General features: G+C 76.1%; 19 protein-coding genes. 5 read left to right on the forward strand and 14 right to left on the reverse strand.

All coding sequences use genetic code 11. The features are described from left to right. Positions 1–97 precede the first annotated feature (97 nt). From GXP71_RS11705 to GXP71_RS11715, 3 genes are all read right to left on the reverse strand, one after another. Positions 98–460 (reverse strand): NADH-quinone oxidoreductase subunit A, encoded by a 363-nt coding sequence (locus tag GXP71_RS11705; protein ID WP_124344447.1) that lies wholly within the window; start codon positions 458–460, stop codon positions 98–100. A gap of 57 nt (positions 461–517) precedes the next feature. Next, positions 518–1,843 (reverse strand): geranylgeranyl reductase family protein, encoded by a 1,326-nt coding sequence (locus GXP71_RS11710; protein WP_370520935.1) that lies wholly within the window; start codon positions 1,841–1,843, stop codon positions 518–520. A gap of 231 nt (positions 1,844–2,074) precedes the next feature. Further along, positions 2,075–2,770, reverse strand: a complete 696-nt coding sequence (locus GXP71_RS11715) for a demethylmenaquinone methyltransferase (RefSeq protein WP_162352780.1) — start codon at positions 2,768–2,770, stop codon at positions 2,075–2,077. Positions 2,771–2,899: 129 nt separating this feature from the next. On the opposite strand from GXP71_RS11715, the gene GXP71_RS11720 reads away from it, so the two are divergent. Beyond that, positions 2,900–4,249: an isochorismate synthase MenF gene (locus GXP71_RS11720; protein ID WP_162352781.1), complete on the forward strand. Its 1,350-nt coding sequence runs from the start codon at positions 2,900–2,902 to the stop codon at positions 4,247–4,249. A 339-nt stretch (positions 4,250–4,588) separates the two neighbouring features. On the opposite strand, the gene GXP71_RS11725 is transcribed toward GXP71_RS11720, so the two are convergent. The 5 genes from GXP71_RS11725 to GXP71_RS11745 all read right to left on the reverse strand — a co-directional run bounded on the left by GXP71_RS11725 (position 4,589) and on the right by GXP71_RS11745 (position 10,324). After that, positions 4,589–6,376, reverse strand: coding sequence for a trypsin-like peptidase domain-containing protein (locus tag GXP71_RS11725; protein WP_162352782.1), 1,788 nt, complete (start codon positions 6,374–6,376; stop codon positions 4,589–4,591). A 129-nt stretch (positions 6,377–6,505) separates the two neighbouring features. Next, positions 6,506–8,383 carry a 2-succinyl-5-enolpyruvyl-6-hydroxy-3-cyclohexene-1-carboxylic-acid synthase gene (gene menD / locus GXP71_RS11730; RefSeq protein ID WP_162352783.1) on the reverse strand — a complete coding sequence of 626 codons (1,878 nt, stop codon included), beginning with the start codon at positions 8,381–8,383 and terminating at the stop codon, positions 6,506–6,508. Further along, positions 8,380–9,408 (reverse strand): o-succinylbenzoate synthase, encoded by a 1,029-nt coding sequence (locus tag GXP71_RS11735; protein WP_162352784.1) that lies wholly within the window; start codon positions 9,406–9,408, stop codon positions 8,380–8,382. Before GXP71_RS11735 ends, menD begins: the two co-directional genes overlap by 4 nt. A 41-nt stretch (positions 9,409–9,449) precedes the next feature. Next, positions 9,450–10,001, reverse strand: coding sequence for a TetR/AcrR family transcriptional regulator (locus GXP71_RS11740; RefSeq protein WP_162352785.1), 552 nt, complete (start codon positions 9,999–10,001; stop codon positions 9,450–9,452). Next, positions 9,998–10,324, reverse strand: coding sequence for a multidrug efflux SMR transporter (locus tag GXP71_RS11745; RefSeq protein ID WP_124343691.1), 327 nt, complete (start codon positions 10,322–10,324; stop codon positions 9,998–10,000). The genes GXP71_RS11740 and GXP71_RS11745 overlap by 4 nt, the downstream gene beginning before the upstream one ends. Positions 10,325–10,452: 128 nt before the next feature. On the opposite strand from GXP71_RS11745, the gene GXP71_RS11750 reads away from it, so the two are divergent. After that, entirely contained in the window at positions 10,453–11,442 is a 990-nt protein-coding gene (locus GXP71_RS11750) for a 1,4-dihydroxy-2-naphthoyl-CoA synthase (protein WP_162352786.1), read from the forward strand. A gap of 44 nt (positions 11,443–11,486) precedes the next feature. Here GXP71_RS11750 and GXP71_RS20160 read toward each other — a convergent pair whose 3' ends face one another. The 3 genes from GXP71_RS20160 to GXP71_RS11760 form a co-directional block, all read right to left on the reverse strand. Continuing rightward, positions 11,487–11,642, reverse strand: coding sequence for a hypothetical protein (locus tag GXP71_RS20160; RefSeq protein WP_168679966.1), 156 nt, complete (start codon positions 11,640–11,642; stop codon positions 11,487–11,489). Between the two features lie 140 nt (positions 11,643–11,782). Beyond that, positions 11,783–12,901 (reverse strand): DUF3048 domain-containing protein, encoded by a 1,119-nt coding sequence (locus GXP71_RS11755; RefSeq protein WP_370520936.1) that lies wholly within the window; start codon positions 12,899–12,901, stop codon positions 11,783–11,785. A gap of 244 nt (positions 12,902–13,145) precedes the next feature. Next, positions 13,146–14,219 (reverse strand): DUF3048 domain-containing protein, encoded by a 1,074-nt coding sequence (locus tag GXP71_RS11760; RefSeq protein WP_162352787.1) that lies wholly within the window; start codon positions 14,217–14,219, stop codon positions 13,146–13,148. A 101-nt stretch (positions 14,220–14,320) separates the two neighbouring features. Between GXP71_RS11760 and menE the strand changes: the two genes are divergently transcribed. Both menE and GXP71_RS11770 read left to right on the forward strand, forming a co-directional pair. Then, complete coding sequence (menE, locus tag GXP71_RS11765; protein ID WP_162352788.1) at positions 14,321–15,670, forward strand: o-succinylbenzoate--CoA ligase; 1,350 nt, start codon at positions 14,321–14,323, stop codon at positions 15,668–15,670. Beyond that, positions 15,667–16,536: a 1,4-dihydroxy-2-naphthoate polyprenyltransferase gene (locus tag GXP71_RS11770; RefSeq protein ID WP_162352789.1), complete on the forward strand. Its 870-nt coding sequence runs from the start codon at positions 15,667–15,669 to the stop codon at positions 16,534–16,536. The genes menE and GXP71_RS11770 overlap by 4 nt, the downstream gene beginning before the upstream one ends. Positions 16,537–16,678: 142 nt before the next feature. Here GXP71_RS11770 and GXP71_RS11775 read toward each other — a convergent pair whose 3' ends face one another. Next, a complete protein-coding gene (locus GXP71_RS11775; RefSeq protein WP_162352790.1) occupies positions 16,679–17,068 on the reverse strand; it encodes a DUF4229 domain-containing protein in 390 nt (129 codons plus the stop codon). Between the two features lie 50 nt (positions 17,069–17,118). On the opposite strand from GXP71_RS11775, the gene GXP71_RS11780 reads away from it, so the two are divergent. After that, positions 17,119–17,481 (forward strand): PLD nuclease N-terminal domain-containing protein, encoded by a 363-nt coding sequence (locus tag GXP71_RS11780; RefSeq protein WP_162352791.1) that lies wholly within the window; start codon positions 17,119–17,121, stop codon positions 17,479–17,481. 97 nt (positions 17,482–17,578) lie between these two features. On the opposite strand, the gene ccsB is transcribed toward GXP71_RS11780, so the two are convergent. Continuing rightward, positions 17,579–18,586 (reverse strand): c-type cytochrome biogenesis protein CcsB, encoded by a 1,008-nt coding sequence (ccsB, locus tag GXP71_RS11785; protein WP_162352792.1) that lies wholly within the window; start codon positions 18,584–18,586, stop codon positions 17,579–17,581. Then, positions 18,583–20,319 carry a cytochrome c biogenesis protein ResB gene (locus tag GXP71_RS11790; RefSeq protein ID WP_162352793.1) on the reverse strand — a complete coding sequence of 579 codons (1,737 nt, stop codon included), beginning with the start codon at positions 20,317–20,319 and terminating at the stop codon, positions 18,583–18,585. Before GXP71_RS11790 ends, ccsB begins: the two co-directional genes overlap by 4 nt.

Genomic DNA, 20,319 nt, shown 5'->3' on the forward strand with positions numbered 1-20,319 from the left:
CAGCCCTCCGTCCGTCGCCGTGCCGTCGTGCCTGTGACCCTGCCTGTACGCACGCTCCGGGGAGCCTCCCCCGGCGGTCGCACCCTCGCCCGTGACGTCAGTCCCACTCGAACCCCCCGCGCCGCCACTCGTAGACGAACGGCACCGTGATGAGCACCAGGAAGACGAGCATCGCGACGAGCCCGAACACCGCGAGGTCGCCGAACGCGACGGCCCACGGGTAGAGGAAGACGACCTCGATGTCGAAGACGATGAACGTCATCGCCACCAGGTAGTACTTGATGGGGAACCGGCCGCCACCGATCGCGTGCGGCGTCGGCTCGATGCCGCACTCGTACGCCTCCAGCTTGGCGCGGTTGTAGCGCTTCGGTCCGAGGATCGCGCTGGCCCCGACACCGCCGAGCGCGAGCACGGCCGCGATGCCCATGAGGACGAGCAGCGGGGCGTACGGGTTGTCCATCAGGACGTCACTCCTCTTCGTCGAGGCCGAGCCAGGGGCGGGTGCGGGGCGGACAGCTCATGCGGCCGGTGCGATCCGCGCCAGCCCGGCGATCACCCGGTCCACCATGTCACCGCCCCGAGGTTCGTAGCAGTCGGACAGCAGCTTGAGCACGAACTTCATGAGCAGCGGCCGCGGCAGGCCGTAGCGGGTGCAGAGGCGCATGACCTCGGGGTGCTCGATGAGCCGGACGAACACGCGACCCAGCGTGTAGTACCCGCCGAGGTCGTCCTTCATGCGGCGCTGGTACGTCGCGAACGCACGCTCGCGTCCCGCCGCGGTCCCCCGCGCGAGGCCCTGGGCGATCGCGTCGGCGGCGACCCGACCGGCCTGCAGGCCGTACGCGATGCCCTCGCCGTTGAACGGGCTGACCATGCCCGCGGAGTCGCCCGCGAGCATGAGGCCGTCGGCGTACAGCGGCCCGCGGTTGAAGCCCATCGGGAGCGCGGCACCGCGCACCTGGCCGACCTGGTTCTCCGGCGTGAACTCCCACTCGGCGGGCGCGTTGCGCATCCACGCGGCGAACAGCGCCTTGTAGTCGACCTTGGTCGCGGCGGCCGTCGAGCTCACCGAGCCGAGGCCCACGTTCGCGGTGCCGTCGCCGAGGGAGAAGATCCAGCCGTAGCCCGGCATGAGGTTCGAGCGGCCCGGCTCGCCGTCCCAGAGCTCGAGGTGGCTCTCCATCCACGGGTCGTCGTGGCGGGGCGTGCGGAAGTACGTGCGGACGGCGACGCCCATCGGACGGTCGTCGCGCTTGGTGCGGCCCGCCGACGTGGCGAGCCGCGTCGAGACGCCGTCGGCCGCGATGACGACGGGCGCCCGGTAGACGACCTCGTCGCCCGCGCGGTGGCCCTTGTCGTCGACGGGACGGGCGGTCACGCCCACGACGCGCCCGGTCCGCTCGTCGCGCACCGGACCCGTCACGGACGTGCGCTCGAGCAGCTTGGCGCCGCCCGCGCGGGCGTGCGACGCGAGCGTGTGGTCGAGCGACATGCGCGACTTCGCGAGGCCGTACGACGGGTACGAGGAGAGCTCGGGCCACGGCAGCTCGAGGCGGTGGCCGCCCCCGATCACGCGCAGCCCGCGGTTCCGGATCCACCCGTCCTGCTCGCGCAGCGGGAGGCCCATGCGCACGAGCTCGGCGACCGCGCGCGGGGTCAGTCCGTCGCCGCAGACCTTGTCGCGCGGGAACGCGGCCTTCTCGAGGAGGAGCACGTCAAGGCCCGCGGAGGCGCAGTGGAACGCGGCGCTCGAGCCGGCCGGCCCAGCGCCCACGACGATGACGTCAGCGTCATCCGTCGTCGTCCCCACCACGAGCGGCTCCCCACTTGTGACGATGTTCACGTGCGGTCAGCGCGAGTGTAACCACGGCATCTGACGGTGTCTCCGAAGGTGTGCCTAACCTGTGGAGGCGAGGTGAAGAACGGCCGCTGGCCTGCGGCTCCGCGGGACGGGCACCCCGGGCACGCGCGCGTCGGGCGCGGTCGCCGCCCCCCGGCGGGCCGTGAGAATCGGACGGCACTCGCACGACCGGCCCCGACCAGCGTCGTCACCCGGTCGGCCGTCCCGCACGGTTCACTCCGGACGCGTGCCGCGGTGCAGCGCGACGATCCCGCCGGACAGGTTCCGGAACGCCACGTGCTCCCAGCCCGCGCGCTTCACCAGCAGGCCCAGCGCGCGCTGGTCCGGCCACTCCCGGATCGACTCCGCGAGGTAGGTGTACGCCTCGGGCTCCTTCGAGACGGCCCGCGCGACGGGCGGCAGCGCGCGCATCAGGTAGTTCGAGTAGACCGTGCGGAACGGCTTCCACGTGGGCGTCGAGAACTCGCACACCACGAGCCGCCCGCCCGGCTTCGTCACGCGCAGCAGCTCCTCGAGCGCGGCGGGGACGTCCGACACGTTGCGCAGCCCGAACGACATGGTCACGGCGTCGAACGACGCGTCCGCGAACGGCAGGTGCAGCGCGTCGCCGGCCACGAAGGCCAGGTCCGGGCGGCGACGCTTGCCGACCTCGAGCATGCCCATCGACAGGTCGCACGCGACGACGCGCACCCCCTGGTCCGCGAGCGGCTCGGCCGACGTGCCCGTCCCGGCGGCCAGGTCGAGGACCGTCTCCCCCGGCTGCGCGGCGAGCGCCCCGAGCGTCGCCTTGCGCCACGCGCGGTCCTGGCCGAGCGAGATGACGTCGTTCGTGACGTCGTACCGGTGCGCGACCGCGTCGAACATGCGCGCGACGTCGCGGGGGTCCTTCTCGAGGGAGGCACGGGACATGCCGCCCATCGTCGCAGGTCCGCCCTCCCCCGACGAGCCGCGTCCCGCGCGCCGCGCCGCACGCGGGTGCCGTGTACGTCACACCGTCGTCGACGAGCAGCGCCCGCCACGGGTCCTACCCTGGACGTGATGACCACGCAGACCGCCGCGCCCGCGGACGCGGTCCCCCAGCCGCTCGTGGTGCGGACGGTCGCCCTCGACGACCTCGGCCGGACGCACGACGCGGACCCCGGCACCCCCGACCCCGCGGACCTGCTCGACCTGCTGCCCTCCGACGCACCCCTCGCGTGGGTCCGTCGCGGCGACGGGATCGTCGCGTGGGGAGAGACGCTGCGCGTCGAGGTCACCGGCGCCGACCGCTTCGCGCGCGCCGAGGAGGCCTGGCGGTCCGTGCTCGCGCACGCCGTGGTCCGCGACGAGGTGCACGTGCCCGGCACCGGCCCCGTCGCGTTCGCCTCGTTCGCGTTCGACGACGACTCCCCCGCGGGCGGCGTCGTCGTCGTGCCGCGCGTGGTGGTCGGCCGTCGCGGCGGCCGTACCTGGCTCACGACCCTCACCGCCGGGCCGCGGCTCAGCGCCGCCCCCACGCTCGCCGACGTCGTCGGCCCGCACGTCCCCCCGGTCGCCCCCGGGGACGTCGAGTACCGCGACGGCGCCGTCCCCGCCGACGACTGGCGCGACGTCGTCGCCGCCGGGGTCGCCGCGATCCGCGCCGGCGAGGTCGAGAAGGTCGTCCTCGCGCGCGACGTCCGCGCCCGCAGCCAGCACCCCGTCGACGTGCGCTGGGCCCTGCAGCGGCTCGCCCGCCGGTACCCGTCCTGCTGGACGTTCAGCGTCGACGGGCTCATGGGCGCGACGCCCGAGCTGCTGGTCCGGTCCGAGAAGGGCCTCGTCACCTCGCGCGTGCTGGCCGGGACGATCCGCCGGACCGGCGACGACGCCGCCGACATGGCGCGCGCCGCGATCCTCGCGCACTCGTCGAAGGACCTCGAGGAGCACGAGTACGCGGTCTCGTCCGTCGCCCGCGCGCTCGAACCGTTCTGCTCGTCGACGAACGTGCCCGACGTGCCCTTCGTGCTGCACCTGCCGAACGTCCTGCACCTCGCGTCCGACGTGACCGGCGTGCTCACCGCGCCGGTCGGCACCACGACGCACCCGTCGTCGCTCGCGCTCGCGGCCGCGCTGCACCCGACCGCCGCCGTGTGCGGCACGCCGACGACCGCCGCCCGCGCGCTCATCGCGCAGGTCGAGGGCATGGACCGCGGCCGCTACGCCGGGCCCGTCGGGTGGATGGGCGCCGACGGCGACGGCGAGTGGGGCATCGCCCTGCGGTCCGCGCAGGTCGACGCGCAGGACCCGCGCGAGGTGCGGCTCTTCGCCGGCTGCGGCATCGTCGCCGCGTCCGACCCCGCCGCCGAGCTCGCCGAGTCCGAGGCGAAGCTCGTGCCGATGCGCGACGCGCTCGGCCGCGACGCCTGACGCGTCGCCGACCCCTCGTCGTCGCCCGGCTCCGGGCAGCACGACGCCCCCGGCCGTCCGTGGGCCGGGGGCGCCGACGCGGTCGGTGACCGCGGGCACGGGGGCCGCCGGGGAGAGCGGCCCCCGGCGCCGCACGGGTGCCGTCGGCGTCACGGGCGGGGGACGCGGCCGTGACGGCGGTGACCCGTGCGGGTCGGGTGCCGGGCACCTGGGGGTGCCCGGCGGTGGCGGTCGGGTCGACCGCGGTGAGCGGCTCCGGTGTGCGAGCCGCGTGTCCCGTGCGACCCCGGTGGGCGGTGCTGGGCCGTCACCGGGGCCGCGGTCGGGGAGCGCGAGGCGTCAGCTCTGGCCCTGACCCTGGAACCACTTCCAGAGGTCCTCGGGCGTCATGCCGCCCGGCAGGCCACCCGGACCCTGCGGGTCCTGGCCCTGGCCCTGCTGGCCCTGGTCCTGGCCCTGGCCGCCGCCCTGCGGGTCCTGCGGGGCGGCCGCGGACTCCGGGCGGGCGGCGAGCGTCACGTCGACCTCCGACGCCTTGCCGTCGCGGACGACGGTGAGCGTCGCCTGGTCGCCGGACGCGAGCGCCCGGACGTAGGCGGTGAGCGACTCGGCGCCGCCGACGGCGTGGCCGTCGATCGCGACCACGACGTCCTCGGCCTCGAGACCGGCCTTCGACGCGGGCGAGTCCGCGCTGACCTCCTCGACGACCGCGCCGCGACGGGTCACGCCGTCGGCGGTCGCGGTGCCGTCCGACAGGCTCACGCCGAGGAACGCGTGCTCGGCCGTGCCGTCGTCGACGAGCTGCGTCGCGATGTTCTTCACGAGGTTCACCGGGATGGCGAAGCCGAGGCCGATCGAGCCGGACTGCTGCGACATCGTCGCGATGGACGAGTTGATGCCGATGACGCGGCCCTGCGCGTCGAACAGCGGACCGCCGGAGTTGCCGGGGTTGACCGCGGCGTCGACCTGGATCGCGTTGGTCACGGTCGCCTGGCTGCCGTCCTCCGCGGACGTCGAGACCGGTCGGTCGACGGCCGACACGATGCCGGTCGTCACGGTGTTGGCGAGCCCGAGGGGGTTGCCGACGGCCATGACGGACTGGCCGACCTCGACCTTGGCGGAGTCGCCGAGCGCGGCCGCGACGAGGTCGTCGGGTGCGTCGTCGAGCTTGATGACCGCGAGGTCGGTGGTCGGGTCGGTGCCCACGACGCTCGCCTCGAAGAGGCGGCCGTCGGTCAGCGTCACCTGGACCTTGCCCTGCGCACCGGCCACGACGTGGTTGTTCGTGACGATGTGGCCCTGCTCGTCGACGATCACGCCCGAGCCCTGGGCGCCGCCCTGGCCGGTGCTGACCTCGATCGCGACGACGGACGGCGCGACTGCCTGGGCGACCGCCTGCCAGTCGGGGGCGTCGTTCGTCGAGCCCGCGACCGGGACGGTGTCGGTCGTGTCGCGGCCGATCTCGGCGAGCGACGCCGGGCGCGAGCCGTCGGCGCGCTCGTCGCCGATCGTGAAGGCGGCACCGGTCGCGGCGACGCCGAGGATCGCGGCGGCCGCGGCGGCGGACACGACCGGGATCCACGTGCGCCGCTTGCGCGGGCCGGCCGCGCCGGGCTGCGTCGCGGTCGGGCCGTACGGCGGGACGCCGGGGCCCGCGGGGGCGGTGCGGACCGGTCCGTACGGGGCGTGCTGCGGTGCCCCCTGCGGGTGGACCGTCGCGGGCTGGTGGGCGGCCACCGTCACGGGCTGCTGCGGCGCGCCGTGCTGCTGGGCCGGGTGCTGCTGAGCCGCGTGCTGCTGAGCCGCGTGCGGCTGCGTCGGGTGCTGCGCGAACGACTGCGCCGCGGCGTGCTGCGCGGCCGCCTGCTGGGCCGCGGTCCACTGCGCGTGGTACGCCGCGTCACGCTCGGCACGCACGCGTGCGGCTTCCTCGTCCGCGGCCTGGCGGCGGGCCAGCTCCTGCGCGTGGACCTCGCCGGGCGCGGCGGGGTGCGGGGCGGTGAAGGGGTTGGTCGGGTGGGCCGGCTGCGTGGGCAGGGGCTGCGTCGCGCCGATCGGCGGGATCGGCTGCGTCGGCTGCGCCTGGGGGTGGTTCTCGCCCGCGCCGTGCTCTGGGGTGCTCGTCATCGTGGTGCCTCCTTGTCGTCCTCCATGAAAGGACGCCGCGCTGGAGGGAGGCTCAGACGAACCTGGGAACTTGCTGTCAGTTCCTCATGCGTCCGGCAGGAGTGCCGCGCGGGCGCCGGCAGCGACCGGTCAGCCGAGGGCGCCGTCGACCGCGCGCGCCACGTCGGCCGCGACGCGCTCGCCGAGCGCCCGCCGTCCGGTGCGGTCCACGCGGACCTCGACGACGCTCAGCCCGGGTCCGGGCGCCGCGAGCGCGGGCAGCAGGCCCTCGGCGTCGACGACGCGCGTGTGCCGCACCCCGTACCCCGCGCACAGGGCCGCGACGTCGACGCCGTGCGGGGTCGCGAACACGCGCTCGAAGACGTCGGACCGCTCGGGCTCGCCCGGCTCGAGGGTCGCGAAGATCGACCCCCCGTCGTCGTTCGCCACGACCACCTGGAGGTCGACGACCGGCTCGAGCGGACCGCGCAGCAGTCCGCCCACGTCGTGCAGGAACGTCAGGTCGCCCACGAGCGCGCGGACGCGGCGACGCGGCAGCCCGAGCGCGACGCCCGCGGCGGTCGACAGCGTGCCGTCGATCCCGGCGAGCCCGCGGTTCGCGAGGACGAGCGGGGCGGTGTCCCAGCGGGCCACGAGGTCGAGGTCACGGACGGGGTTCGACGAGCCGACGACGAGGACGTCGTGCGGCTGCAGCACGCCCGCGACCGCCCGGGCGAGTGCCGGGCCCGTGACTCGCGTGCCGCTGCGCGAGCGTCGGGCGTCCCGCTCCCCCGGGCCGTCGAGCAGCGCGTCGACCGCCGCGTCGGCGGCCTTGCCGGCCGTCTGCCACGCCTCGAGCCAGCCGGTCGGGGCGTGCAGGCGACCGCGGAGCATGCGGGCGGGCACCTCGGTGAGCACGTCGGACGCGTTGCGCGCGGCGTCGGGCCACGCACCGCCCTGCGGTGCGACGACCACGACCTCGACGTCGGCGCGCCCGAGCAGGCGCTGCACGGGCCGGGACAGCGTCGGCCTGCCGAGGACGACCACGCGCCGGACCGCACTGCCGAGCCGCGGGTCAGCGAGCAGGAGCCGGTAGGCCGCGATCGCGTTCGGTCCGCCGCGCGCGCCCGACGACGGCTCGGCGAGCAGGGGCCAGCCGCACGCCTCGGCGACGCGTCGCGCGACCGGGCCGGCGCCGTCACCCGCGACCACGACGGTCGGGACGGCCCCCCGACGGCGACCGGAGGCCGTCGCACCGGATGCGCCGCCCCCCGACGCCACGGCCGCGCGCGCGTCGACGACCGCGGGCAGCGCCGCGGTCACGGCGCCCGGGAGCCCCGCGCCGCGCGACTGCACGTTGCCGAGCCCGACGGCCGAGGGCTCGGGCCAGGGCCCGGGCGGCGGGACGAGCGGCTCGCGGTAGGCGAGGTCGAGGTGCACCGGTCCGGGGTCGCCCGTGCGCGCGCCGGTGGCGGCCGCGACTGCGCGCGACACCAGGTGGCGCAGGTCGCGGGCCTCGTCGGGCAGCCCGACCGGCGCGGGCACGTCGGCGGCGAGCCGCACGGCGGCACCGAAGATCCCGGGCTGGACGGTCGTCTGGTTGGCGCCGGTCCCGCGCAGCTCGTGCGGGCGGTCGGCCGTGAGCAGGAGGAGCGGGACGCCCGCGTGATGGGCCTCGAGGACCGCGGGGTGCAGGTTCGCGACGGCCGTGCCCGACGTGGTGACGACGGCGACCGGCCGCGCCCCGCCGTCCTCGTCGTGCGCCGCGGCACGTGCCAGGCCCAGCGCCAGGAACCCCGCGGACCGCTCGTCGATCCGCACGTGCAGACGGATCGCGGGCGCGCCGGCGGGACGCTCGTCGTCGGGACGGGCGGCGTCGGCGAGCGCGTACGCGAGCGGGGCGCTGCGCGACCCGGGGGCGAGCACGACGTCCCGCACGCCGAGCGTGGCGAGCGCCTGCACGAGCACGCGTGCGGCCGTGGTGGCCGGGCTCGGGTCGCGTGGCTGCGTCGTCACGTCGGACATCATGCCGTCCACGTCGCGCGCGGGCCGGTCGGGTCGCCCGTCGGCGTCCCGGTCCCGCGCGGGCCGCGGGCACCGCTGACCGCGAGGACGTCGTCGAGCCGGCGGTGCCACCGCGCGGTGAGCGCGTCGTCGGCCGCGTGCGCGGCGAGGAGCCGCGCGTCCGGCTCGGGACGGCGCACGGCGAGCGCGCCGTCGACGGGCAGGAGCGGCTCGGCGACGACGTCAGCCGTGAGGAGCTGTGCGGTCGCGAGCCCGCACGCGTACGGGAGCTCGGGCAGCGCGGCCGCGAGCGCGACGCCCGCCGCGAGCCCGACCGACGACTCGAGCGCCGACGACACGACGACCGGCAGGCCGCACTCCTCGGCGATCCGCAGGCACGCGCGCACCCCGCCGAGCGGCTGGACCTTGAGCACGAGGACGTCCGCCGCGCCGGCCCGTGCCACCGCGAGGGGGTCGTCGGCCCGCCGGACCGACTCGTCGGCGGCGATCGGGACGGTCGTGCGGCGGCGCAGCGCGGCGAGGTCGGCGACGGTCGGCACGGGCTGCTCGGCGTACTCGAGCCCGCCCGCGGCGCGGTCGAGCACCGCGAGCCGGGCGGCCGCGGTGTCGACGTCCCACGCGGCGTTGGCGTCGACGCGGATCGCTCCGCCGGGTCCGAGCGCGTCGCGGACGGCCTCGAGCCGGGCGACCTCGTCGTCGACGGACTGCCCGGGCTCGGCCACCTTGACCTTGGCGGTCCGGCACCCGCCCGAGGCGCGGACGATCCGGTGCGCGGTCTCGGCGTCGACGGCGGGCACGGTGACGTTGACGGGCACGCTCGCGCGGACCGGGTCGGGCCAGCCCTCGTCGGCGGCCTCGCGTGCCGCACGCCACCAGGCGGCGGACTCGGTCGCGTCGTAGTCCCAGAACGGGCTGAACTCGCCCCACCCGGCGTCGCCGCGGACCAGGACCCCGTCGCGGCTGGTCAGGCCGCGGAACCGGGTCCGCATCGGCACGGACCAGACGACCGGGGACGGCGTGGCGGGCATCGGGCCAGCGTACGTCGGCTGCCGTGGGCGCTCGGACCGGGTCAGCCGACCGCGGCGACCAGCAGGTCGTGCGCGGTCGGACGGACCGGGCGACCCTCGGAGAGCGCGGTCACGACGGCGCCGTCGACGAGCGCGACGGCGACCGCGGGCGGCAGGTCGAGCCCGACGGCACGCACGACGCGCGCGACGACGGCGTCGACCTCGGCACGCCCTTGCGCGAAGGCGCGGGCGAGCGCGTCGCTGCGACCGGACCCGAGCAGGTGCTCGTAGTGCGCGCGCACCGCGTCGTCGTCGCCGGGTGGCAGGACGGCGTCGACCACCGCGTCGAGCCCGGGGCGTGCGCCCGGGTCGTCGGGCAGGCCGGCGAGGACGGCGGCGGCGTGGGTCGCCCACCCGCGCGCGAGCACCGCACCTGCGGCGGTCGCGAGCTCGTCGAGGTCGGCGAAGTAGTACGTCGTCGCGGACAGCGACGCGCCGGCCGTGGCCGCGACCCGGCGGTGCGTGAGGGCGCCAGGGCCCTCACGCAGCACGAGGTCCGCGGCCGCGGCGGCGAGCTGGTCGCGGCGCTGCGCGCCCTTGGTCGTGCGGGTCACGCGTGGCTGCTGCCGGACAGCTGCAGCCCGACCACGCCCGCGACGATGAGCACCAGCGACACGACGGTGAGCACCGACATCCGCTCGTGCAGCAGGATCGCGGCGGCGACGGCGGTGGTCGCGGCCCCGACGCCGACCCACACGCCGTACGCGATGCCGACGGGCAGCGTGCGCAGCGCGAAGCTCAGGCCCGCGAACGACGCGGCCGCGAGCACGACGAACCAGACGCTGGGCCAGAGCTTGGTGAAACCGGCCGACTGCTTGAGCGCGAGCGCCCAGCCCGCCTCGAGCACGCCGGACAGGACGAGGACGATCCAGGCCATGGGGGGAAGACACCTCCGTGCAGGCCCACCGTCGTCGGCGGGCGTCGTGCGCGCCGGGTGTCAGGTCCGCCGTCCCGCGCACGTTCTAGTACGACCGTACCAGAATCATCCGACACTAGGGTGACGACGTGAGCGACACCTCCCCGACCGCCGAGCCCGCGCTGCCCGCACCCGTCTCCACGACGTTCGACCCGCGCCGCTGGCGCACCGTCGAGGGCTTCGAGGACCTCACCGACCTCACGTACCACCGCGGCTACGCGCGGCCCGACGACGCGCAGCGCGCCGCCGGCGCGACCGGACGCGACCTGCCCGTCGTGCGCGTCGCGTTCGATCGGCCCGAGGTCCGCAACGCGTTCCGCCCGCACACGGTCGACGAGCTCTACCGCGTGCTCGACCACGCGCGCACCACCTCGTCCGTCGGGACCGTCCTGCTCACCGGCAACGGGCCGAGCCCGCGCGACGGCGGCTGGGCGTTCTGCTCGGGCGGCGACCAGCGCATCCGCGGCCGCGACGGCTACCGCTACGCCGACGGCGACACCGCCGAGGCCGTCGACCCCGCACGCGCCGGCCGGCTGCACATCCTCGAGGTGCAGCGCCTGATCCGGACCATGCCCAAGGTCGTCGTCGCACTCGTCGGCGGCTGGGCCGCGGGCGGCGGGCACTCGCTGCACGTCGTCGCCGACCTCACGATCGCGAGCCGCGAGCACGGCCGGTTCATGCAGACCGACGCCAACGTCGGCTCGTTCGACGGCGGCTACGGGTCCGCGCTGCTCGCACGGCAGGTCGGGCAGAAGCGCGCCCGGGAGATCTTCTTCCTCGCCCGCGAGTACTCCGCCGACGAGGCCTACGCGTGGGGCGCCGTGAACGACGTCGTGCCGCACGACGAGCTCGAGGAGGCCGGCCTCGAGTACGCCCGGATCATCGCGACCAAGTCGCCGCAGGCCATCCGGATGCTCAAGTTCGCCTTCAACCTGGCGGACGACGGCCTCGCCGGTCAGCAGGTGTTCGCCGGGGAGGCCACCCGGCTCGCCTACATGACCGACGAGGCCGTCGAGGGACGCGACGCCTTCCTCCAAAGGCGCGATCCCGACTGGTCCGGCTTCCCGTACGCCTACTGACGAGGTCCCTCCACCCCGTCAGCCCGGCGCACGGGAGCCGGCGCTCACTGGCGACCGAACGCCCACGCCGCGAGGTCGACGACCTGGCTGATCGCGAGCGTCGCACCCAGGGCGAGACCCGCGAGGATCACGACCGACGCGACGACGGCGCCCAGCGACGCGGTGCTGTGCTCACGGGCTTGCAGGTGCTCGGTGGCCATGACGACAACACTGCCGCGGCGCCCCCCGCGCGCGCGTCGCCCTCACGTCGGGAACCTGCCGGCGGGAAACCCACCCGTGGGAGGACAACGTTCCGCCCCGAGGTGGACCTCGCCACGCGACGGCCCTCCTTCCGGCGGGCTCAGCCCACCGTGAGCGACCCCGAGCCGGCCGGCACCAGCTCGACCCACGTGTTGCCGGGTGCCAGGTCCGCCGGGCGGCCGTCGGGCAGGAACAGCCGCATCGGCGCGTCCTGCGCGTCCTTCTGCCAGCGCACCGCGACGGTCTTCCCGCCCGTCGCGACCACGCCGTCGCCGGAGCCGACCAGCTCGTAGGTCGGCACGGGCGCACCGCCCTGCGCCCCGAACTGCGTGTTGGGGTGCGCGGCCGTGATCGACACGACGTTCACCGCCGACAGCCGCGCGCCGCTGCGGGCGTTCGCGGGCGTCTGCCCCTCCGACCGCAGCCACGTCCCCGACCCCGCGTCCCACGACCAGCGCGGGTTCGACGCGGCCGACAGGCGGAAGTCGAGGGTCGTGGCGGGCGTGCCGCCGACGACCGCCGCCGCCCGGTCGGCGCTGCGCGCGAACGTGAACTGCTCCCCCGGCGGGGCCTGGTGGTTCGCGTCGGCCTGCGCCCAGAACACCTCGGGCGTGCCGTAGACGTTGTGCGGCGCCGCCCGGTCCCGCGTCCGGTAGAGCCCGTCGGCGCCCGCGTCGTGCGAGATCATCTGCAGGCCGCTGTCCTCGACGAGCGCGAGGATGCCCGGCTGCCCGCCCGAGAACACGAGCAGGCCGTGCGTCGGCGCGAGGATCACCGGGTCCATCGGGCGCACGGAGCGGATCGGGCCGACCTCGGCCGGTACCTGCGAGTGGAAGACCGCGATGAGCCGCGACACCTCGAACTCGACGATCGTCTCCCACACGACGTCCGCCTGCTCGAGCCCGGTCTGCGGCCGCGCGACCGCGGTGTTCTCGACCTTCACGCCGAGCGCCGGACGCTGCGCCGGCTCGCCCGGCACGCCGGTCAGCGGCCACGTCGGCGGCACGACGGGCGCCGGCGCGGCGCCCTTGTCGGGCGCGATCGACGGCCGCTCGGTGACGGGCGTCGGCGGCGGCGTCTGCTCGGCGGCCGTCCCGCACGCCGCGAGCGCGAGCACCGCGCCGACCAGCGGCAGGCTCCACCGCAGCGTCGCGCGGCCGCGTCGCCGGGGTCCGGCCGTCGTGCCCCGTGTCGTCGTGCCCTGCGTCGTCCTCGTCACGCGGACCACTGTGTCACGGCACGTCGCGGACGTTCCTGAGCGCGGCGGGCGTGCCCCGCACTCGGCCCGACGATCGCCCGGGCGGCGCACCGGACCGCGCATCGCCGGCGGTCCGGCGGCCGGGTCGGGAGGCGGTGACGTGCAGGCGACGGTCACGCCCAGGAGACGGTGACGCCCAGGAGACGGTGACGCCCAGGAGACGGTGACGTGCAGGCGACGGTGACGCCCGGGGAGCGGGTGACGCTCAGGAGACGGTGACGCTGCCCGACGACGCCGGCACGAGCTCGACCCAGGTGACGCCCGGGGCGAGCGTGACCGGCGAGCCGTCCGGGGCCGTCAGGGTGAGCACGGCGTCCGTCGCCGGCTTCGACCACGTCACCTCGAGCGCCTTGCCGCCGCTGACGACCGTGCCCTTCCCGGTCCCGACCAGCACGGTCTCCGGCACGGGGTTCCCGGCGGGGTCCTTCGTGCCCGAGTCGACGAGCTGCACCCGCAGCGCGACCACGTTGCGTGCGGCGAGGCGGGCGCCCGACCGGGCCGTCGCGGGCGTGTCGCCCTCGGACCGCAGCCACGTGCCGCTCGCGGTGTCGAACGCCCACTGCGGGCGCGAGTAGCCCGACAGCCGGAGGTCGAGCAGCGTCGCCGGCGTCCCCGCGGTCAGCACCGTCGACTGGTCCGCGCGGCGCGCGAACGCGAACTGCGCCGGCGGGGACGCGCTGTGGCCCGCGTCGGCGTTCTCCCACCACGTCGTAGGCGTGCCGTAGACGTTGTGCGGCGCCGGCATCACGCCCTTCTTGCGGTAGAAGCCCGCCGCGCCGCCGTCCTGGCTCATGAGCTGCACACCCGACTGCCCGAGCTCGCGCACGAAGGCCTGCTGACCGCCCGAGAACGCGACGATGCCGTGCAAGGGCGCCGCGATCGCCGGGTCCATGGGGCGGATCGAGCGGACCGGACCGACCTCGGCCGGGACCTGCGAGTGGAAGACGGCGACGAACCGGGTGATGCCACCCTCGACGACCTGCTCCCAGACGACGTCCGCCTGGTCGAGACCGGTCTGCGGGCGCACCTCGCGCGGGTTCTCGATCTTCACCGCGATCGCCGGCCGGTCGACCACCGCGTCCGCGGCCTCGCCCGTGAGCGGCCAGCGCGGCGGCACGACGACCGCGGGCGGGGCGGCCTTCGCGACCTCGACGGCCGGCTCCTGCGTGAGCGTCGTGCGCTCGGGCTGGCTCGGTCCGGACGCGCAGGCGCCGACGGTGAGCACCGCGACGAGGACGGCGGCGAGACGCAGCGTCGGGCGGGCGGGGGCGTGAGGCACGGAGAGCTCCTTCGGGGCGGACCGCGGGTCACTCTAGTTGCCGGCACCGTGCGTCCGGTCCGGCGTCGGGCGGCTCGCCGACGGGCACCTAGGCTGGGCGCGTGACCCGGCCCCTGCGCGACGTCCCCGCGCACGCGCTGCTCGACGCGCTGGCCGCGGCCCTCGACGGGACGGGCCCCGCCGTGCGACCTCTCGCCCCCGGCCCGGTCGAGCGGCCGGGCGACTCCCCGGCGGTCCACCCGCCCCCGCACGCGACGCACGAGCGCGTAGGAGCCGCGGCGGGAGCGCCCGCACCGGGTCCGGCCGCGGCGACGGCCGCGCACGTGGACGAGCACGTGGCCGTCGTGGTGCGGACCTCGGGGTCGACCGGCGAGCCGCGCGAGGTCCTGCTCTCGCGCGCCGCCCTGCGCGCGTCGGCGACGGCCACCGAGCACCGGCTCGGGGGGCCCGGGCGGTGGCTGCTCGCGCTGCCGACGCACCACGTCGCCGGGCTGCAGGTGCTCGTCCGCTCGGTCCTCGCGGGGACCACGCCCGTCGTCGCGCCGGACGGGCCGTTCCGTCCCGCGGCGTTCGTCGAGGCGGTCGGCGCCTTCGGGACCGCCGAGCGGCGGTACACCTCCCTCGTCCCGACCCAGCTCGTGCGGCTGCTCGACGACCCCGCCGCGACCGCGGCGCTCGCGACCTTCGACGCGGTGCTGCTCGGTGGCGCGGCGACCGCCCCCGACGTCCTCGCGCGGGCGCGGTCGGCGGGCGTGCGCGCCGTCACGACGTACGGCATGACCGAGACGTGCGGGGGCTGCGTGTACGACGGCGTGCCCCTCGACGGCGTCACGGTCGCGCTGGACGACGCCGGGCGCGTGCTGCTGTCCGGTCCGGTCCTGGCCGACGGCTACCGCGGCCGCCCCGACCTGGACGCCGACGCCTTCGTCGGGCTGCCCGACGGACGCCGCGCACTGCGCACGAGCGACCTCGGCCGGCTCGAGGACGGCGTCCTCACGGTGCTCGGACGCGCCGACGACGTCCTCGTGACCGGTGGCGCCAAGGTGGCCCCCGCGGCCGTCGAGGCGGTGCTCGGCGGGCTCGACGGCGTGCGCGAGGCGTGCGTCGTGGGTGTGCCCGACGCCGAGTGGGGGCAGGCGGTCGTCGCGGTCGTCGTGCCGCGCCCGGGTGACGCCCTGACGCTCGACCGGGTGCGCGAGGTGGTCGCGCACCGCCTCGGCGCCCCGAGCGCGCCCCGCCACCTGGTGACGGTGGCCGCGCTGCCGCTGCGCGGCCCGGGCAAGGTGGACCGCACGGCGGTCGCGCGGCTCGCGGCGGCGGAGGTCGGGCACGACGCCGCGGCACGACACGACGACCCGGCAGGACACGACGACACGCAGCGCACGACCCCGACGGGCGTGCACGACGACGCGGGCACCCCGCCCGCACCGACCGGAAGGAGCGGCGCGTGACGACCGCACGCGAGTGGGTGGCCGGTGCACGGCTCAGGACGCTGCCGGCGGCGGCCGCACCGGTGCTCGTCGGCACGGGTGCCGCGGCGCAGCTCGACGAGGCGAACCTCGGCCGGGCCGCGCTCGCGCTCGGCGTCGCGCTGGCGCTGCAGGTGGGCGTCAACTACGCCAACGACTACTCCGACGGCATCCGCGGCACCGACGTCGACCGTGTCGGGCCGCTGCGGCTCACCGCGTCCGGCGCCGCGAGCCCCCGCGCCGTGCGGGCGGCGGCGTTCCTGTCGTTCGCCGTCGCCGGGCTGCTCGGCCTCGCGCTCGTCGTCGTGACGTCGCAGTGGTTCCTGCTGGCCGTCGGGGCGTTCGCCATCGCCGCCGCGTGGACGTACACGGGCGGTCGCAGCCCCTACGGGTACCGCGGGCTCGGCGAGGTCGGCGTCTTCGTGTTCTTCGGGCTCGTCGCGGTGCTCGGCACGACGTGGACCCAGGCGCTCGAGCTGCCGTGGACCGCGTGGGTCGGCGCCGTGGCCGTCGGGCTGCTCGCGTGCGCGCTGCTCATGGTCAACAACCTGCGTGACGTGCCCACCGACGCGCTCGTCGGCAAGCGCACCTTGGCCGTGCGGCTCGGGGAGTACAAGGCGCGCCGCGTGTACGCCGCGTTCGTCCTCGTGCCCGTCGCGCTCGGCGCCGTGTGCGTGTTCGCCGCGCCGTGGGCGCTGCTCGTCCTGCCGCTGTTCGCGCCTGCCGGCATCCTGGCCGGCGTCGTGCTGCTGGGGGCGCGTGGACGCGCCCTCGTGCCCGTGCTCGCGGGCACGGGGATGCTCGAGCTCGGGTTCGGGGTCCTGCTGGGACTCGGCCTGGCGATCTGACCGCGCTCGCCGTCGCGGATCCGGCGACGACGTCCGGCGGGCGGCGTCAGGCGCACCGCGTGAGGCGATCTGGCAGGCGGACCGCGTCAGGCGGGCGCCGGCAGGCGAACCGCGGCAGACGGACCGCGGCAGGCGGGCGGCGTCAGGCGGGCGGCGCGGTGCGGTCGATCGTCGTCCCGCCGTCGTCCGTCGCAGTCGGCCGCGGGGCATCGCCGCCCGGCGAGGTCAGCGGCGCGGGCTCGTCCTCCGACCGCGGCTCCCGCGCGGCGTCGACCGCTGCGTCCTCGACGTCGGCGTCCTGGTCCGCGCGCGAGCGCCCCTTGGTGCCCTCGCGCGTGCGTCGCTCGTCGCGCGCGGCGATCCAGGCGACGGCGGCGTCGCGCGGCGTCCGCAGCAGCACGTACCCGGCCATCCACGCGAGCAGCGCTGCCGCGATCACCGCGAGCCAGGACCGCAGCCCCGCGACCCAGAGCAGGCCGAGGAACGCGGCGAAGAGCAGCAGACGGTAGAGGGTGTAGAGCACGACGGGCACCCCACCAGCCTAGGACGGCACCGGGACCGCTCGACGCCTAGGGTGGGTGGATGGCCCGCTACCTCGCGTTCGTGATCGTGGTCGGCCTCGTCGTGTGGTGCGTGCTCGACATCTCCCGCAGCTCCGACGAGGAGCGGCTGGGCGTCCACCCGCTGCTGTGGATGGCGCTCGTCGTGCTCGTTCCCGTGCTGGGCGCGATCCTGTGGATCCTCGTCAGCCGCGGTCGCCGCGCGGCCGCCCGCCAGGCCGGCGGTGGCAGCACCGGCGGCTCGGCGTCGGGCGGGTCGTCGTGGACACCGCGCCGGCGGACGGGGCCGGTGGCGCCCGACGACGACCCGGACTTCCTGCGCAAGCTCGACGAGGAGCGGCGTCGCCGCGAGCAGGGCACGGGCGACGGCTCCCCGACGTCCTGACGTCACGCCGCTCCGGCACGAGGACGACCTGACGTCACGCCGGTCCGGCACGCACCGGTCGCGGTGGCCCACCTGACGCCGCAGGCGGGCGCGCGGGTCAGAGGCCCGAGTAGGAGTGCTTGCCGGAGAAGACCAGGTTCACGACGGTGAAGTTCGCGAGCACGACGGCGTAGCCGACGAACACGAAGTAGGCGGCCCGGCGGCCGCTCCAGCCGCGCGTCGTGCGGGCGTGCAGGTACGCCGCGTAGACGACCCAGGCGACGAACGTGCCGACCTCCTTGGGGTCCCAGCCCCAGTAGCGGCCCCACGCGTGCTCGGCCCAGATCGCACCGCCGATGAGCGTGAACGTCCAGAGCACGAAGCCGAGCGCGTTGAGGCGGAAGGCGAGCGCCTCGAGGTCGCGCGGCGACGGCACCTGGTCGACCCACGCGAACCGCTGGCCGACGACGGCACGGCGCATGCCGTCGGTCCAGGCGCGCGGCGCGTCGACGGGCTTGGGGCCCGACGCGCGCACGTCCGCGAGGATCTGCAGCGCGGACGCCGCGAACGCGACCGTGAAGATGCCGGTGGCGATGATCGCGACGCCGACGTGGATGACCAGCCAGTAGGAGTGCAGCGCGGGCTGGACGGCGTCGGCCTGGATGTAGAAGGCGTTGAGGGCGAGCACCATCGCGAGGACCGCGATGCCCATGACGAGCACGCCGAGGAACGCGATCACGCGACGCTGCTGCACGACGGCCAGCACGGACACCGCGACGAGGACGCCGACGATCGTGAACTCGTACATGTTCGCCGTCGGCCAGCGACCGGCGGCGACACCGCGCAGCACGATGCCGGCGAACAGCAGCACGAGGCCGAGGTAGGTCGTCGAGCGGGCGATGCCCTCGGCCTTCGCCGAGCCCCCGCGTGCCGCCGGGGGCGCGTCGGCGACCGCGACCGAGCCGCCGCCGGCGGCGACCGCGACGCGGGCCTCCGCCTTCGCCGCGGCGCGGCGCTGCGTGGAGTCGGCGATGCGCGCGAGGTCGGCGGCGTACGCGATCAGCGCGATCGTGAACGCGGTCGCCGCGGCCCACACGAGCAGCGTGGAGAGGTCACCGGTGGTCATGTCGCGCTTCCTCGGGGGACGGTCGGGGCGGACGGGCTGGACGGGGTGGACACGTCGGCGGGGGCCGTCGGGTCCGGTGGCTGTGCGGCGGCCGGCGGCAGGATCTCCGCGAGCAGCCGGTCGAGCTCGGGCTGGAGGCCGACGTCGTCACCGCGGGCGAGTCCCGCCGCGGTGACCACTGTACGGCCCGGGTCGTCGCCGGTCCCGGGGGCGGCCCGCACCCACACGCGGCGGCGCGGTGCGAACAGGCTCGCGGCGAGGCCGCCGAACGCGAGCAGCGCGAACACGAGCACGAACGTGAGCGCCGGGTCGTGGCGGAGGTCGAGCGCGACGAACCGCGGCAGGCCGTCGAACGTGAGCGTGCCGAGGCCGTCGGGCAGGTCGACCGTCTCGCCGGGGCGGACGTACAGCGTGACGGCGTTGCCGTCGGCGTCGACCGCCTGCTCCATCCGGGACTCGTCGAGCTCGTAGACGTTCTGCGGCACGCCCGTGTCGAGCCCGAGGTTGCCGGACCACACCGACAGCACGAGCAGCGGCTCGTCCGGCTGCGGGTCGGTCGACCGGTAGAGGGTGTCGCTGACCTGCGTCGCCGTCGGCAGCAGGTAGCCGACGACGCCGATCTGCTCCTGGTCGCCCGAGACGTCGGGCACCTTGACGACGCCCCGCGACGTGTAGACCTCGTCCTGCGGCAGGAACGGCACCGCGCCGGCGAACGCGACCTCGCCGGCCGCGTCGCGGACCGTGAGCTCGGGCGCGTAGCCGTTCCCCTGCAGGTACACCTTGGCGCCGCCGGCGGTCAGCGGGTGGTTGACCTTGATGGTCCGCTCCTGCGGCGCGTCGCCCGGCTCGGTCAGCGTCACGTGCGCGGTGAAGTCGCGGGACTGGAGCGTCTCGGGGTCGAAGCGCGCGTCGAACTGGTCGAGCCGCAGCGTGAACGGCACGAGCGTCGACGGGTCGAAGGCGGTGCCGCTCTCGAAGGTGTCGTAGTCGACCTGCGCGTTCGCGAACCCGCGCCCCTGCACGACGATCGCCTGGCCGCGGTAGTGCAGCAGCTGGCCGGTCGCGACGGACACGAGCAGCCCGACGAGCGCGAGGTGGAACACGAGGTTGCCGGTCTCGCGCAGGTACCCGCGCTCCCCCGCCGCCGACCACGTGCCGCCGCCCTCGTCGTGCACGTCGACGCGGTACGTCGGGACGAACGGCAGCCACGACCAGCCCTGGCGCATGGTCGCCGCGGCGCGCTCGGCGACCGTGCGCGCGTCGTCGTCCGTCGTCCCGCCGCCCTGCGCCGGGAACCGGCCGAGGCGCCGGGGCGTGCGCGGCGGACGGCCGCGGACCCCCGCGAGGTGCACCTTGGTGCGCGGCAGGATGCAGCCCACGAGCGACACGAAGAGCAGCAGGTAGATGGCCGAGAACCAGACCGACGAGTACACGCCGAAGAACCCGAGGCGGTCGAGCCACGGGCCCGTCGTCGGGTGGTCGAGCAGGTACTGGGCGACCTTCGCCGGGTCCTGCACGCGCTGCGGGAACAGCGTGCCGGGCACCGCGGCGACGGCGAGCAGCATGAGCAGCAGCAGCGCGACGCGCATGCTGGTGAGCTGGCGCCACGCCCAGCGCACCCAGCCCGTGAAGCCCAGGGTCGGCAGCTGGACGGGGGCCTCCGCGGGTGCGTCGGGCGCGTCCGTGGGCTGCGTGAACGCGTCGTCGAGGCCCTCGGGGCGGTAGGTCGTCAC

It is taken from the genome of Cellulomonas sp. H30R-01, from assembly GCF_010119915.1.
Taxonomy (GTDB): Bacteria; Actinomycetota; Actinomycetes; order Actinomycetales; family Cellulomonadaceae; genus Cellulomonas; species Cellulomonas algicola.